The organism is Dickeya lacustris, assembly GCF_029635795.1.
In the GTDB taxonomy this organism is placed as follows: Bacteria; Pseudomonadota; Gammaproteobacteria; order Enterobacterales; family Enterobacteriaceae; genus Dickeya; species Dickeya lacustris.
Genome location: NZ_CP114280.1, coordinates 754430 through 767086, shown reverse-complemented (window position 1 = coordinate 767086; position 12657 = coordinate 754430). Strand labels below are relative to the sequence as shown.

At 52.3% G+C, this 12657-nt stretch carries 15 protein-coding genes; 3 read left to right on the top strand and 12 right to left on the bottom strand.

Annotation, left to right across the window (positions count from 1 at the left end; translation table 11 throughout):
• Window positions 1-202 precede the first annotated feature (202 nt).
• The 6 genes from O1Q98_RS03445 to O1Q98_RS03420 all read right to left on the bottom strand — a co-directional run bounded on the left by O1Q98_RS03445 (window position 203) and on the right by O1Q98_RS03420 (window position 3612).
• The gene (locus O1Q98_RS03445) at window positions 203-817 is read right to left on the bottom strand and encodes a phage tail protein I (protein WP_125259204.1); all 615 of its coding nucleotides are present in this window, start codon (window positions 815-817) and stop codon (window positions 203-205) included.
• Complete coding sequence (locus O1Q98_RS03440) at window positions 810-1718, bottom strand: baseplate assembly protein (protein ID WP_125259205.1); 909 nt, start codon at window positions 1716-1718, stop codon at window positions 810-812. The genes O1Q98_RS03445 and O1Q98_RS03440 overlap by 8 nt, the downstream gene beginning before the upstream one ends.
• A 4-nt stretch (window positions 1719-1722) precedes the next feature.
• On the bottom strand, window positions 1723-2070 hold the full coding sequence (locus O1Q98_RS03435; protein WP_125259206.1) for a GPW/gp25 family protein: 348 nt from the start codon (window positions 2068-2070) through the stop codon (window positions 1723-1725).
• Window positions 2067-2693, bottom strand: coding sequence for a phage baseplate assembly protein V (locus tag O1Q98_RS03430; protein WP_125259207.1), 627 nt, complete (start codon window positions 2691-2693; stop codon window positions 2067-2069). Before O1Q98_RS03430 ends, O1Q98_RS03435 begins: the two co-directional genes overlap by 4 nt.
• Window positions 2694-2880: 187 nt before the next feature.
• A complete protein-coding gene (locus tag O1Q98_RS03425) occupies window positions 2881-3342 on the bottom strand; it encodes a phage tail protein (RefSeq protein ID WP_125259208.1) in 462 nt (153 codons plus the stop codon).
• 66 nt (window positions 3343-3408) lie between these two features.
• Window positions 3409-3612, bottom strand: coding sequence for a tail protein X (locus O1Q98_RS03420; protein ID WP_125259209.1), 204 nt, complete (start codon window positions 3610-3612; stop codon window positions 3409-3411).
• Window positions 3613-3812: 200 nt separating this feature from the next.
• On the opposite strand from O1Q98_RS03420, the gene O1Q98_RS03415 reads away from it, so the two are divergent.
• Window positions 3813-3944, top strand: coding sequence for a hypothetical protein (locus O1Q98_RS03415; RefSeq protein ID WP_269975665.1), 132 nt, complete (start codon window positions 3813-3815; stop codon window positions 3942-3944).
• 623 nt (window positions 3945-4567) lie between these two features.
• Here the strand turns inward: O1Q98_RS03415 and O1Q98_RS03410 are convergent.
• From O1Q98_RS03410 to O1Q98_RS03385, 6 genes are all read right to left on the bottom strand, one after another.
• Window positions 4568-4789, bottom strand: a complete 222-nt coding sequence (locus tag O1Q98_RS03410; protein ID WP_125259211.1) for a hypothetical protein — start codon at window positions 4787-4789, stop codon at window positions 4568-4570.
• A 45-nt stretch (window positions 4790-4834) separates the two neighbouring features.
• Window positions 4835-6961: a replication endonuclease gene (locus O1Q98_RS03405; RefSeq protein ID WP_125259212.1), complete on the bottom strand. Its 2127-nt coding sequence runs from the start codon at window positions 6959-6961 to the stop codon at window positions 4835-4837.
• Between the two features lie 189 nt (window positions 6962-7150).
• On the bottom strand, window positions 7151-7375 hold the full coding sequence (locus O1Q98_RS03400; protein WP_125259213.1) for a TraR/DksA family transcriptional regulator: 225 nt from the start codon (window positions 7373-7375) through the stop codon (window positions 7151-7153).
• The gene (locus O1Q98_RS03395; protein ID WP_125259214.1) at window positions 7375-7563 is read right to left on the bottom strand and encodes a DUF2732 family protein; all 189 of its coding nucleotides are present in this window, start codon (window positions 7561-7563) and stop codon (window positions 7375-7377) included. Before O1Q98_RS03395 ends, O1Q98_RS03400 begins: the two co-directional genes overlap by 1 nt.
• A 155-nt stretch (window positions 7564-7718) precedes the next feature.
• Window positions 7719-8228 carry a replication protein B gene (locus O1Q98_RS03390; protein WP_125259215.1) on the bottom strand — a complete coding sequence of 170 codons (510 nt, stop codon included), beginning with the start codon at window positions 8226-8228 and terminating at the stop codon, window positions 7719-7721.
• Window positions 8225-8701: a hypothetical protein gene (locus O1Q98_RS03385; RefSeq protein WP_125259216.1), complete on the bottom strand. Its 477-nt coding sequence runs from the start codon at window positions 8699-8701 to the stop codon at window positions 8225-8227. Before O1Q98_RS03385 ends, O1Q98_RS03390 begins: the two co-directional genes overlap by 4 nt.
• A gap of 154 nt (window positions 8702-8855) precedes the next feature.
• Between O1Q98_RS03385 and O1Q98_RS03380 the strand changes: the two genes are divergently transcribed.
• Both O1Q98_RS03380 and O1Q98_RS03375 read left to right on the top strand, forming a co-directional pair.
• Window positions 8856-9665 carry a helix-turn-helix domain-containing protein gene (locus O1Q98_RS03380; RefSeq protein ID WP_205744249.1) on the top strand — a complete coding sequence of 270 codons (810 nt, stop codon included), beginning with the start codon at window positions 8856-8858 and terminating at the stop codon, window positions 9663-9665.
• 788 nt (window positions 9666-10453) lie between these two features.
• Window positions 10454-12493, top strand: a complete 2040-nt coding sequence (locus tag O1Q98_RS03375) for a methyl-accepting chemotaxis protein (protein ID WP_125259217.1) — start codon at window positions 10454-10456, stop codon at window positions 12491-12493.
• Window positions 12494-12657 lie beyond the last annotated feature (164 nt).

Sequence of the window (12657 nt, the reverse complement as noted above, 5' to 3'; positions counted from 1 at the left end):
ATGCTGTCAGACAGCATCGGGAAGCCGGGTTGACAAGGGGCGGTGATTGCCGCTGGCGAACCGGCCATGGTTGGGTTTGCTCAGTATGCGTGGGTGAAGGGGGCCGCGCATCTGTCTGGGGCTTGCAGAGCGGCAGGACAACAGTAAGAGAACGCGATGCGTAAAAAAAGCCAGCGAAGCTGGCTTGTTAGCGGGCGGTCATTCAGCCTGCGGAGATAGACAACTCATCGATAAGATGAACGGCCCCGGCGGTGTAAGTATCACCAGAAACACTGATCGTTTCAGGGAAGTAAGGATAAATGGTCATCTCATCGCCGCTGTAAGAGCTTGCGCCTATCGAAACGCTGCCTTGGCTATCAAGATTAATATTTAACCCCAGCAGCTGGCGACTAACGGGTTTGGCGTCGGCAATCAGGCGCTCCAGCTCCTGAAACGACTCTTCGGTGATCCCGGAATCCTGAATACCGATATCCAGGCGAAACGTGCCGGGCGTATCGCCCGTTTGCCACCATTCTTTAATCCGAATCAGGTAGCCCAGTGGTTCGACCACGCGCCGTAGCGCCCCGATGGTGCCTTTGTGACGGTGAATAAAAAAGGCATCTTTAATGACTTTGCGCTTGACCGTTTCAGACCAGCTTTCGTCCCAGCGGTCAACGGATAATGTCCAGGCCAGATAGGGGAGTAATTCGGTCGGGCAGGTGTCGGGATTCCAAAGCTGGCGCAATGGAATAGGCACTTGCTCCAGACTGGCTCCTGTAACGGCAACATGATGTTCCAGCGACGAGGAGCCCGGTGGTAACAAAGGGCTTTTACTCATCGGTGCCCCCCAGGGTTAACGTATAACCGGTGCAGAAGGAGGCCTGGGTATTGTCCAGCACGATATCTGCGGCCGGGCGCGTTAACTCGACGCGCTGTACACCTTCAACATGCAAGGCGGCGTAGATGGCCGAACGACGAACATCACGGCCTAAGCGGTGCTGGCTGTTGACGTAAGCCTGGAGTTTTTTCTCGGCGGCCGCGCGGATGGGTTCGGCTTCGGGGCCCGGATAGAGATAGAGCGTGGCGCTGATATCGTAAGGCACTATCACTGCGGATTTGACGGTGACACGGTCGGCAACCGGACGCACATCCTCGGCATTTAAGGCGGCATTGACCGTTGCAACCAGCGCATCGCTGGCCGCGCCGTCTTTCTCGCGCGACAGCACTGACACCAGAACTTGCGCCGGGCCGGGGCTGATGACCGAGATGTCTGCAACCTGCCCGCTGGCGCTGCGGCCATGAAATTGGTAGGCACCGATGGAACCGGCGACGCTAAACCCTTCATAAGCTTGCTGGATACGTAAACGAAAATCGGTATCTGATTCCAGCACGGCAGCGGTAGGCGGCACGGTGGTGGTATCTGCCGGTGTGATGACCAAACGGGTCACGTTAACATTGGCCCCCAACTGATCAAGATCGTTGCCCAGGGCAAAAGCCAACATACCGGCTTTGGCGGCTTCGTTAATACGCTGTCGCAGTAATAACTCTCGGTAGGCGTTTTCCTGTAATAACTTAACCAGCGGCTCTGATTCTAACGTCAGCGCGCGGGCGATGGCTTCGCGCTCCTCTGCGCTGTAAAGCGATAGCAACGTTTCCTTGCGGGTTGCCAGCAGGGTTTCATAGTCCAGCGTTTCGACCACGCTGGGGGCGGGTAATTGACTTAAATCGATAATTGGCATGATCTCAACTCACGGGAATGGTTAATGAAAGCGAGCTACCGCTGTCAGACAGATAGCCGGAAATATCCACAATCAACTGGCCGTCATAATGGCTTTCCATGGAAATCGACGTTAGCGTTAAACGCGGCTCCCATTTCAACAGCGCCACATAGCAGGCCGCCTGAACCTGCAATTTGAGGGCTGGCGTTTGCGGTTGGTCGATGAGTGTGGAGAGGAGTGAACCGTAGTCACGGCGCATCAAACGGCTGCCTTGTGGGGTTGTCAGAATATCGCGCACACTTTGGCGCAAATGTTCCAGTTCGTTCAATTGCAAGCCGGTATTACGGTTCATACCGGTGTATACACGGGTCATAACGGTCCTCCTGTGGTATCGCCACCACCTTTCACTCCGCTGTGTTGATGGGTATGCACCACCACGCCGTTGGAGCTGAAGCTGCCCCCGGAATGGGTGACGCTACCGGTGATGCTACCGCCTTGCTGTACAATCAACTTTCCAGTACAGAGCACTTCCGGCGTATCCAGACGAATGCGTTCGCTGGCGTTAACGGTGACATTACGGGTCGTGACAGTGACGGAGTCGGATGCCACGACCGTGGCCGTTTTGATGCCAGTGACTTTCAGCGCACTGGTTGCTGGTTCATATTCCACGATGGCGCCATCCGGGAAATGGATATGGCAGGCATCTGCGGATGTGGATGGGGCAGGGTGTTGCTCGCTATAAATTCCGGGTAAGACGAATGCGCTATTCAGTTCACCGCCAATAGAAAGAATTAATACTTGTTCACCCACCGATGGCGCCCACCATTCTCGGGAACTTCCCGCACGGCGAGACAACCAGTGGAGCCATCCGGTGACGATGCCACCGGTCTGCACGCGGCAACGAGCCTGCTTGGTATCGACGTCGGTAATCACGCCAATACGGATCAGGTTGCGCAGCGCGCGCTGGATTTCGGAGAGATATTCGTATGTATTCATGGGTAGAAGCATGCGTTTTCCCACAAGGGCAAACAATATCCCGGTGTTGTGTAGCGAGGGCGACAACGTGTTGCCGTCTTCTCCGGGGTTGAAAAGCCTGGTGGGGTATCGGTAACGTTAGTCCCTGTGTGAGCAAGAGCGCTCGCACAGCGTGAGATAACCGCTGAGTCTGGCGACAAGGCGGGCGCTAGCTGCTGCGCCATTGACTGACGAGCTCTCCGCCGATGTACAGCGATGTCGGGCGAGTGACCGCTTTGGGCGGCTGTGGCTCAGGCTCGAAATTGACGTTCAGTGTTTGGTTCTCCTCGCGAACGCGGATACGTTCTGTCAATTTCAGCCTTATCGATACGCTGGATGAACCATCCGGGTTATGGTCGATAGTGAAGCTGATACCCTGTTGGCGAATACTGTCTCGTGTCAGTAATTCCGGCTGATTCTGGCGCACCCACAGCAGTAAGGTGACGAAGAGCGTGTCCGGGTTATCGGCGAAGTTATTCAGTGTCAGTAGCAGTTGATAGCGGTATTCAAAAGAGAGAGATGGTTCTTGCAGCGCTGCAATTTCGCCATCCTGAATGCGGAATTGAAATTGCGTGCTTAACGACGGCAGTGCTGTCGTGAGCGCAAGTTTAAGGCTTTGTGGTTTTTGCATAGATGGGGTTCCTGGTGTGCATAGAAACGGCGAGCGCCTGAGTCGATATTGTCAGGTTGGCTGGCGCTACTCCCAGAGGTTGATACTTTCCTGAGTGTTGGATACAGCAATATCCGGCAGCACAACGGCCGTGCCATGTGGCAATACTGAACCGAGGTCGGCCAGTCCGGGGTTTGAGAGCAGTACCGCTTCGACGACTTCCTGTGTTCGGCCATAGTGGCGATAGCAGATAGCATCCAGGGTGTCGTCCTGATGGGCATAAACTTTCATACAGAACCTTTTAAACCGCGATATTTATTACCGTTTAACCGGTACGAGTATCGCTTTCAGGGGGAACATAGCCAGACCAGCGTCGGGCGCAGCAGTGGCAACCGAATAAAGTAGACGGCTGCGTTTTATCATCCTGCGGTGTATTACATCGTGCGGCAATTGTGGTCAGTTGTTCGCTGGACAGCACAACAACAGGTGGTGTGTCGTTATGGCGTATGGCGTATGGCGTATGGCGTATGGCGTATGGCGTATGGCGTATGGCGTATGGCGTATGGCGTATGGCGTATGGCGTATGGCGTATGGCGTATGGCGTATATGGCAAAGTGCAATAGCGCGGGAAATAAAAGACGAGAGAGACAGTGCTGCGCGCAAAATAAAAAATGGCAATATGTGCAGGATTACCGGGAAATAACGCTTTAGCCACGAAAATAACAAAGTGAAATTATTACCTTGTGATTATTCCCGGCAATCCTGTAACGATGTAATGGTGTATTCATTCTGCCGGTCAATCACTGACAGGCAGCACGCTTAACTAACGCAAATCCATTTTACATGGGCAGATATCCTTAATTCCGTGTTGCCGTTGCTGTGTAAAAGATCATTTAAAAACAGGTTTGCACTGGGTCAGGTATGCTCTTTACATCAATGTCTCTGTATCCTGAATGTCTCTGTATCCTGCTGGGTGTTCTTAACCTTTATTCTGTATACCTGGTTGCACTGAGGTGGGTTGGCGCGAGTGACTGTCGGCGATGAAACATGTTCAGTGCCTGGGTATTTGCGCTCATGTCGCTTTCCTGCAACACAAATTATTTAAGGTATTATCTATCAATTTATAAAAAATAAGCTGCTGTGTATTTGTCTGGCATCGTCGCCACAGAGAATATCCATCAATTCGACCAGCGTGCCTTGTCAGGTGCCAGAACGTTTCCTTTGGATCATCACTCATCATAATTCCTCACAACAAATGTTGTTCGAACCATGCCTTCAGCCGTTGTCCATCACCGCTGTGCGTCAGAAATTGAAAATAATCTTCTATCGCCATCTCGCCGTGAGATAACTCGGCGATGAGCGACATGGCTATTTTCATCTCTTCAGGGTTGCATTGTGATATCAAAGACATATCAGCAATTAATCTAATCCTTGACAAGGTCAGGTCTCTGTTTTCAGTCTGTTCCACGGTACCTCTTCCATTGTGAGACTGTATTTATATACAGTATTTTATTCAGTGGTATTCGTCAACCCATAAGTGCATAACCTGTGAGGTCATCATGCGCTTTTCATCAAAAGCCGATATAGCTTTATTCCTAAATTCATCAAGCAGTTGACCATTAATTTTTACCTGGGCTCCCCGCGCCAGCGCCTCCCGTTCCCAGCGTGAGGTTTCAATGCCGAGCTGCCCTAAACGTGGGCGTAATGAGGCCAGATAGTCGCGTTGTGAATAGGTTAATCTTGCTGATGGATGACGAACAATGTCGCTAAATGTACAGCTCGATTCCGTCTTGTTTCCACAGTTATTGACAGAACTCCAAGGACGGCGCGCTGGTGAAGTGCGCGCGCTGTCGTTTTCAGTCGTCTTCGCCACAATGCGCCATTCATCGGGGCGGGTAGGAAATAGCCGCTCGCCGCCTGCTTGGGTGGCAATGATGCCAACGGTACGAACCAGGGGTTCGTCATAAGGATTGCGTCGTCCGTTGGCTGCTCTGGCAATGCGTACGGATTGCTGTTTTCGGGAAACATTGGTTCCTCCTTGCGCTTCAATGTAGCGGGCAAAGTCTCCACGATCCGCCGCTACTCTTACGGCTTCAGCTTGCTCGCCTAACTCTTCTTTGATGGAGCGGCTGCGAATGCGCCGACATTCGCGGTACACCCCAATGCCCGGCAAGCCAATAAAATGAAACTGCGGAATACGCCACAGCGATGCCCAGGCGCAGGCGCGCGCGGCTATTTCACGCAGCGGTTTGCCGGTTTCATTATCGCGTTCGCCGTCAAGCGCGTAGCCATCAAGGTTCTTGGCGACATATTTTGCGACATACGCCGTCGCCCCTCCCCGGTTGATATGTTTGCAGTCAAACTGCCGTTTGGTCGGCGCGGCGGGCGCGTTATCCCCAAGGCTATAGCGCCGTACTATGTCGAGAATCGCCTGGCGTTGCGCGCGTTCGCAATAAAGCATCAAATGCCAGTGCGGCGTACCATCATGATGGGGTTCTACTACCCGTAACCCATAAACGCGCAGCCCTTTATCTTTAAAGGCGGTACGCATTTTCCCCCATTGCCTGACCAGATAGTGCTGGGTCGTTTTTGGCGTAGGGCATTCTGGTTGCCAGCGAGGATTGGTCAGCACCTGACGGGCGTTATGGGTGCGAGTGGGATGGTAAGCGCCGGGGGCGGTGAGCGTGATTAGCATCCCGATATGGTGGTGTTGCAGGGCGTATTGTTCGATGCCTGCCAGCAGGGTCATTAATTCCATACGGCGGATGGCTGGATTGGCAATGCTTGACATCATGGTTGCATGTAAATCAAGCCGTTCGCCGTTACGGGTGTTTTCCAGTTCACGGCTTTTCAAAAAATCGACGGTTGCCAGACGACGAGTGTGAATTTCCAGCATCGCCGGGCGGCTCAGGCATGGCGCGGCTGCGCGGCTAACCTCGCCACTGGCTATCCATAACGCTTCACGCCAGCGACTGCGCTGAATTTTTAGCTGGCGCTCCCACCATCTGGCATTAACCAGCCTGACAATACCGGCAAACGCCTGTTCGAGCGTCAGGGTGCGACGTTGCACCGCTTGCCAGTGAAGCGGCATGACGTGCAGGGCCCGCGCTTGTGCTGCCAGTTGGCGATAAATCTGCGACTGGATATCCTCACCGAGCAATGTTGCCGGATTTGCCTGCTGGTATCGGTCGCAACTGGCGTTATAGGCATCATGCATGTGCATGGCCATTCTGGCGGCAAAACGCGTGAGCAATTTATCCGGCATGTCGGGGAGCTGGTTGTAGTATTCACTTTCGCTGAGTAATGCCGGGCAGCGTGCGGTGTCCATCTGGTGTTGCGCCATGACGATGTCAACACGGGGTAATAAGCGGCGCTCTAGCACCGCCAGCAGATAGTGAAACGCAGCCTGCCCGCCGCGCTGTTGGTCGAGATAATCAAAGCGGCGGCGAAAGTGTTGGGCGAGAAAACGCGGTAATTTCGCCAGCCGGTATAGCGTTGCCTGGCCCTGTTGCAGCATGGATGGCGATAAGCGCACCGATTCGCCCGCAATCGCCAGGCGTGGTGTATTCCAGCTGTAGGCCCAGCCGTGTACTTCGCCATTATCGGTGGTGGATATAGCGGATGCGGTTTCTGCTTGCATATTATTGACCCGAAGAGCCTGCGCACCGGGGTGTGGTGACGCAATGAGGGCGTGAGATAGCCGGTGCGAGTGTTATCTGGGTCATGCAGTGAGTATCGCCATCGGTTAAACAAAAAGAGCGTGCGCAAAAAGCGAAAAGCCGCAGCGGTGTCGCAGTACGGCGCATCAGTCCGATACTGCGACAGCCGGTCAGAGCCCAGGACGGTAGTGGCGCTGCTGATGTTCCCGAATTTCCTGACAGGTGACGCAACAAACCACTCCGGGGATAGCCTGGCGGCGAGCGTCTGGAATCGGTGCATCACAATCCTCACAAACGTGGGCGGCGATAAGCGGCGTGGTTCGGCGTGCCTTGGCAATCTGGGCATCGAGCAATAACGCTTGTTGCTCCTGAGAGATATCCATACTGTCGGCCATCAGTGTGTCTCCCACAGGTGGTGGCGGATTTTTTCGGCCTCTTGCTCTAACAGTGTGACCAACTCGTCAGCAGAGAGATTTTCTCGCCCGGCATGCTGGGCCAACTGCGCTAAATGCTCACTGAAGCGGTGGGCCAGCGCGAGATCTCTGTCGTGCTGCCGTCCCGTGTTTTTAGGGGTGTTTTTCATCTATGTTCCTGTATGTTCCTGAATTTTCCTGGCGTAAAGGTGTAACAATCCCGGCAGCCTGAAAGCCGCCTGTTGCTGGTATTCGGTCAATCAAAATAGGTGATGACTGTTTTATGGCCGGTAACGTACCGCTCAGGATGACGTTACTGCGCGGCTTATTCCGACAAGTAATGCTCGGGCCGAATGTTGGTCAGCACCTCGGGGGCATCGGCAAATAAGCGCGTTAACTCGTCCTGCGCCTGTCTCAGCGGGCCTGACCACAGACAGTCTTGTTCCTCAAGCCGTCTGAGCGGCTGGTCAAATTCCCGGGTGGTCAATCCCGCATGGAAAAACAGCGTGCGCCGTTCGCTCAGGCGAAGCGTTCGCACGGCGGTGAGCAGCGAGGCCGGCTTGTCATCGCCGCAGAACGCATGGCGCAGTTCGTTCATGGCGTTGACGAGCCGCTCGCGAGCCATTTCATCCATTTCCTCAAGCTGATAACTACACCAACGTTGGTGCAGCGCCGCGTGAAAGCACAGTGTGCGCCGGTAACGCTCCGTCAACTGTTGATAAAAGCGCCTTGTCTGCGCCCAGCGTGAGTCTGCAAAGTGTTTTCCGATCAGCGCTCGCAAATGCGGCGGCAATGCCAGCAAGTGATCGGTGGTAAAGGCATAATGCATTTTCATCGACACCCTCCCGGTTGTTGCGCGACAACGAGGGGCTGGCATGGTGTGTCAGGTTGCGATATTCGCATTTTCGAATTCAATGTTTTGCCGTTACGCGGTGCGATACGCACGCCAGCGTGAAACCGAATAAGACCGTGGTGATGAAGATTGCCTGTCTGTTTACCGTAACGTGATACAGAACGGTTGAAATTTATTTTTGCATTTGCAAAATGAGTTGACGTTTGCGTATGGATTAACATACTGCGTCTCTTTTTGTGTGATACGTTATTACTGGTCAAGCCTGTGGCGGCGGTTATCACCCCATAGACCGTGACCTGTTTTTGCAAGCCTGTGAAAGCGTTAGCGTGATTATCAGGTATAGCATGAGGCCGTTGTATCACCGCCGGTTGTGCTGTGTTTGCCAAGGCAGCCAGCGGTGCAGACGTAGGATTATCCTCAGAAATGAGTGATGGAATTGAAATCTCATCAGACATAAAGCAATATCTCCCCCGGGCCAAGGTGTTCTATGGTGTTACATGTGCTGTGTAGACACTATAAAACACGTAACGTGTATATGTAAATACTCGTGAGGTGTTTTTGAATACAAATAGTAGTGCCGTGTCTGCGGCCTCCGTACTTGAGCGGATCATGTCAAGTTATGGCGTTAAGACTCAGAAGGAACTGAGTGAAACAACGGATATACCGACTAATACCATCAGTAATTGGGTGCAGCGAGGGAACGTGCCGGGTAATATTGTCTTAAAGTGTGCGCTTGATACCGGTGCTGATGCCGGATGGTTAATGACAGGTGAGTTTGCAAATGCAAATGTTGCGCCGCCGAAAACGCCTCTGAAAGGCAAAGCCCTGTATGAACAGATTTTGTCCTCTGGCGGAAAAGCGGTATTGCGCCGCATGCTGGATGCCTATGGGTTCAGTACGCAAAAAGAGCTGGGCGATTTGTTAGGGATTGCGCCAGGCACGATAAGTACCTGGATTCGACGTGACTTTTTTCCCGGTGACGTTGTGGTTACGTGTGCGCTGGATACCGGGGTGTCTCTGGCCTGGCTGGCGACGGGAAAAGGCTCGCCGCGTTCGGAGGCCGAGAGCGTTGACATCACCGATGAGACTATCTGCCTCATGCCGCGCTATGTGTTAAAGACGGGCAAGTTACATCCGGCGGGGGAGTGGAAAATTGATGCGCAATTTATTCCACAAGGCGTACATGCGCCGCAATGGGTTGAGGGCAGTGCGGCATGTTGGTTGGTGGATACGGATGTGACCAGCATCAGCAACGGTCGCTGGCTGCTAGACATTGACGGTAAAAATGATATCTACGATGTCGCATTACTGCCCGGTCGCAGAATGCAGGTTGATGGCGGAGGGTTGCAATTTCAATGTGGTGTCGAAGAGGTGACGCCGCGTGGGGTGGTGGTTTTGACGCTAACGCCCAGTCTTTGATGTTCTCTGCGGTGTTGTCTTCCCCGGTAATTGAAATAATGGGCCGGGGAAGTGGCCGTTATTCTGTTAGCTGAGTTTGCGTGCTGCGCTATCTTTTCTTCGGTGAATGTCTCTGGCAGCTCTCTCTGCTGAAGGGCCAACAGTCCGTTGTGGCTGTCATGGCAGCGGTTCATCTATTTGTTATCTGTCCATCTGTTATCTATCTGTCTATTCACTCTTCACTTTTTGTGTGTTATTCACATCAAGTATGGTTTGCGATATGCGTATGCAAGGCGCAGTTTAGCTGATAATTGGGAAATATGTTTTTATTTTCAACTTTATTGTTTCTGGTCATAGGTTTCATCAGTATATATTTATATTAAATGATGGCTGTCGCAGATTTTTTTATCTGTTGAAATGACTTGTGATACTCATCTAACTATTTACTGTTTATTTTTTCTATTTGTAAACTACATTAAAAAGAGCGTGATACTTCTTTGTGGGTAATGGCAGGGACGGCCCGTGATAGCAAAAGCAAAGGTATGCTGCTGTCTCTCTTTTGCTGTTGCTCTCTTTTGCTATTGCTGTGTTGTGGTGATGCGGTATTCGCCCTGTCTGGTCGCTGGCGATGATGACCGTTTTGGCACGGTGCCCGGTTGGTGAATACCGTATCCGTGCCGAGAACCGTGAGATGTCAGGAAGAGATGCCCTCATTTTTTATGATGATATAGCGATATTTTATCCATCATGGCTGCATGACCGGAATAACGGCTGCGACTGAACCACAATAGTTAAAAATAGGTGACGCTATGAGCATTTTGGCTGGAAAATACGAAAATATAAAGCTGGCTACAAAATTATCACTAGGATTTGGCTCAGTATTATTACTCTCATTAATCGTATTGGTCTCGGGGATATTTGGATTTCGCAGTATTTCAGTAAATAATGATAACGCCGCTATTACTAATCAACTCAATGCAACATTGGCACAGGCGCGCATGTTGCGTATTCAATTTCAGTACACGCACGATTACAGTTTCATTGAGAAGAATGGTGAATTATTGAATAAGATGGAGGACATTCTCCGCCAGGCTAAAAATATGGGGAATGGACAGGAAATTGTTGATGATATTGATAAAATTACTCAGGATTTAAAAAACTACCGCGCAACGCGCGATGCGTTTGTGGCTGCCAGTAAGAAGCGCGATGAGGCGGGATTAAAAATCAGTCAGGATGAGAGTGAGCGTGTGCTGAATGATTTTTATCGTAAATGGAATACGACCGGCACCATTACCGCTGATGCGCAAGTGCTTTTGTTTCAACTTGGGCAAAGTCTGGCTGATATTCGTGATGTGTCCCATGATTTGCTGCTGGCCCCCTCGACCAACACATTAGCCATTACGCTGAAAAGCATTGATGAAGCTGAAAAGCTCATCAAGGAAAAAAACAGTCTGCTTACCACGGAGATGCAAACGTGGTTAAAAGGTAGCTGGGATTATTTCCTGCAATATCGCCAGTCTGCACCGGGCTATCTTGCCGCTTTTCAGCAGGAAAATAGCGCAGGCCAGGCAATGGGCGTGGCGGCTGACAAACTGAATACCGACGTTTCTGGCCTGTTTAATCAGCAACTCGACAATTCTGCACAGACGACCCGTTCATCTGAAACCAAAATGATGTTAACCAGCCTTGCCGTTATCTTGCTGGGCGTCATGATGGCGTGGCGCATCTCGGTGCAAATCGTGACGCCGATTAAACAGGGTCTGTCGATTGCCGAGCGGATAGCCAATGGCGATCTCTCCTCGTCTATCCACTCGACACGCCGCGATGAGCTTGGGATGTTGATTAGCGCGATGGCGGCGATGAATGAAAAATTGCGCACGATGATTCGCGATATTCGTGAAGGTGTTGGTCAGGTCACGCTGGCATCAGCGGAGATTGCCGCCGGGAATAGTGATCTCTCCTCGCGCACAGAGCAACAGTCCGCCGCTGTGGTAGAAACCGCCGCCAGTATGGAGCAGTTAACCTCCACCGTGAAGCAGAACTCGGAGAATGCGCATCATGCTTCTCAACTGGCGTCAGAAGCCTCACAAAATGCGATAAAAGGTGGCGAGATCGTCAGTAATGTTGTGAAAACGATGGATGACATTTCCGGGAGCTCTAAACGTATTTCGGAAATTACCTCGGTGATAAACAGCATTGCCTTTCAAACCAATATTCTGGCGTTGAATGCTGCCGTCGAAGCTGCCCGCGCCGGGGAGCAGGGACGGGGGTTCGCCGTGGTTGCCAGCGAGGTGCGCAATCTGGCCCAGCGCAGTTCACAGGCCGCCAAGGAAATTGAAGGGTTGATTCATGAGTCGGTCTCTCGGGTGAATGCCGGTTCCGCCTTGGTTGATGAGGCCGGTCAAACCATGCAGGACATTGTACGTTCAGTGACGCATGTTTTTGATATTATGGGTGAAATTGCTTCAGCCTCGGATGAGCAAAGCCGAGGTATTTCACAAATTGCCCAGGCTGTGTCTGAGCTTGATACAACGACACAACAAAATGCCGCACTGGTTGAGGAGTCATCGTCAGCGGCGAATTCGCTGGAGGAACAGGCCCAGCGGTTGTCGCACACCGTGTCTATTTTCCAATTGGGCGATGAGCGTCATGACTCACACGCCTTCCACGAGCACTCCTCTTATGGGCCGTCTTCCCACGAACAGTCATCCCGGCATAGCCGCGAGGCGTCGCCATTGCTGCTGGCAAAACCCGCAGCCCGTAAACCGGGACAGAAAAAAGGCGCTCAACCTGGTGCGGCGAAGGCGGCAAAACCCCATGCTGCCGACGATGAGTGGGTTAAATTCTAACGGTGGGTCACTCTCACGGTAAGCCATTCTCACCGTGAGTAATGCGTCATCGGCTGTTTATACGTACCAGCAAGGGCAATGGCGGTTGGCGCGTCATTGCCCATTCTGCGGTGACTGCTCATTGTGCGGTGATTACCGTTTGCGCGGTGATTACCGTTTGCGCG

Excerpts from the sequence above, each read along its gene's own strand:
- O1Q98_RS03445 (WP_125259204.1), bottom strand. The coding sequence starts at position 817 with ATGAGTAAAAGCCCTTTGTTACCACCGGGCTCCTCGTCGCTGGAACAT.
- O1Q98_RS03440 (WP_125259205.1), bottom strand. The coding sequence starts at position 1,718 with ATGCCAATTATCGATTTAAGTCAATTACCCGCCCCCAGCGTGGTCGAA.
- O1Q98_RS03435 (WP_125259206.1), bottom strand. The coding sequence starts at position 2,070 with ATGACCCGTGTATACACCGGTATGAACCGTAATACCGGCTTGCAATTG.
- O1Q98_RS03430 (WP_125259207.1), bottom strand. The coding sequence starts at position 2,693 with ATGAATACATACGAATATCTCTCCGAAATCCAGCGCGCGCTGCGCAAC.
- O1Q98_RS03425 (WP_125259208.1), bottom strand. The coding sequence starts at position 3,342 with ATGCAAAAACCACAAAGCCTTAAACTTGCGCTCACGACAGCACTGCCG.
- O1Q98_RS03420 (WP_125259209.1), bottom strand. The coding sequence starts at position 3,612 with ATGAAAGTTTATGCCCATCAGGACGACACCCTGGATGCTATCTGCTAT.
- O1Q98_RS03405 (WP_125259212.1), bottom strand. The coding sequence starts at position 6,961 with ATGCAAGCAGAAACCGCATCCGCTATATCCACCACCGATAATGGCGAA.
- O1Q98_RS03400 (WP_125259213.1), bottom strand. The coding sequence starts at position 7,375 with ATGGCCGACAGTATGGATATCTCTCAGGAGCAACAAGCGTTATTGCTC.
- O1Q98_RS03395 (WP_125259214.1), bottom strand. The coding sequence starts at position 7,563 with ATGAAAAACACCCCTAAAAACACGGGACGGCAGCACGACAGAGATCTC.
- O1Q98_RS03390 (WP_125259215.1), bottom strand. The coding sequence starts at position 8,228 with ATGAAAATGCATTATGCCTTTACCACCGATCACTTGCTGGCATTGCCG.
- O1Q98_RS03385 (WP_125259216.1), bottom strand. The coding sequence starts at position 8,701 with ATGTCTGATGAGATTTCAATTCCATCACTCATTTCTGAGGATAATCCT.
- O1Q98_RS03380 (WP_205744249.1), top strand. The coding sequence starts at position 8,856 with ATGTCAAGTTATGGCGTTAAGACTCAGAAGGAACTGAGTGAAACAACG.
- O1Q98_RS03375 (WP_125259217.1), top strand. The coding sequence starts at position 10,454 with ATGAGCATTTTGGCTGGAAAATACGAAAATATAAAGCTGGCTACAAAA.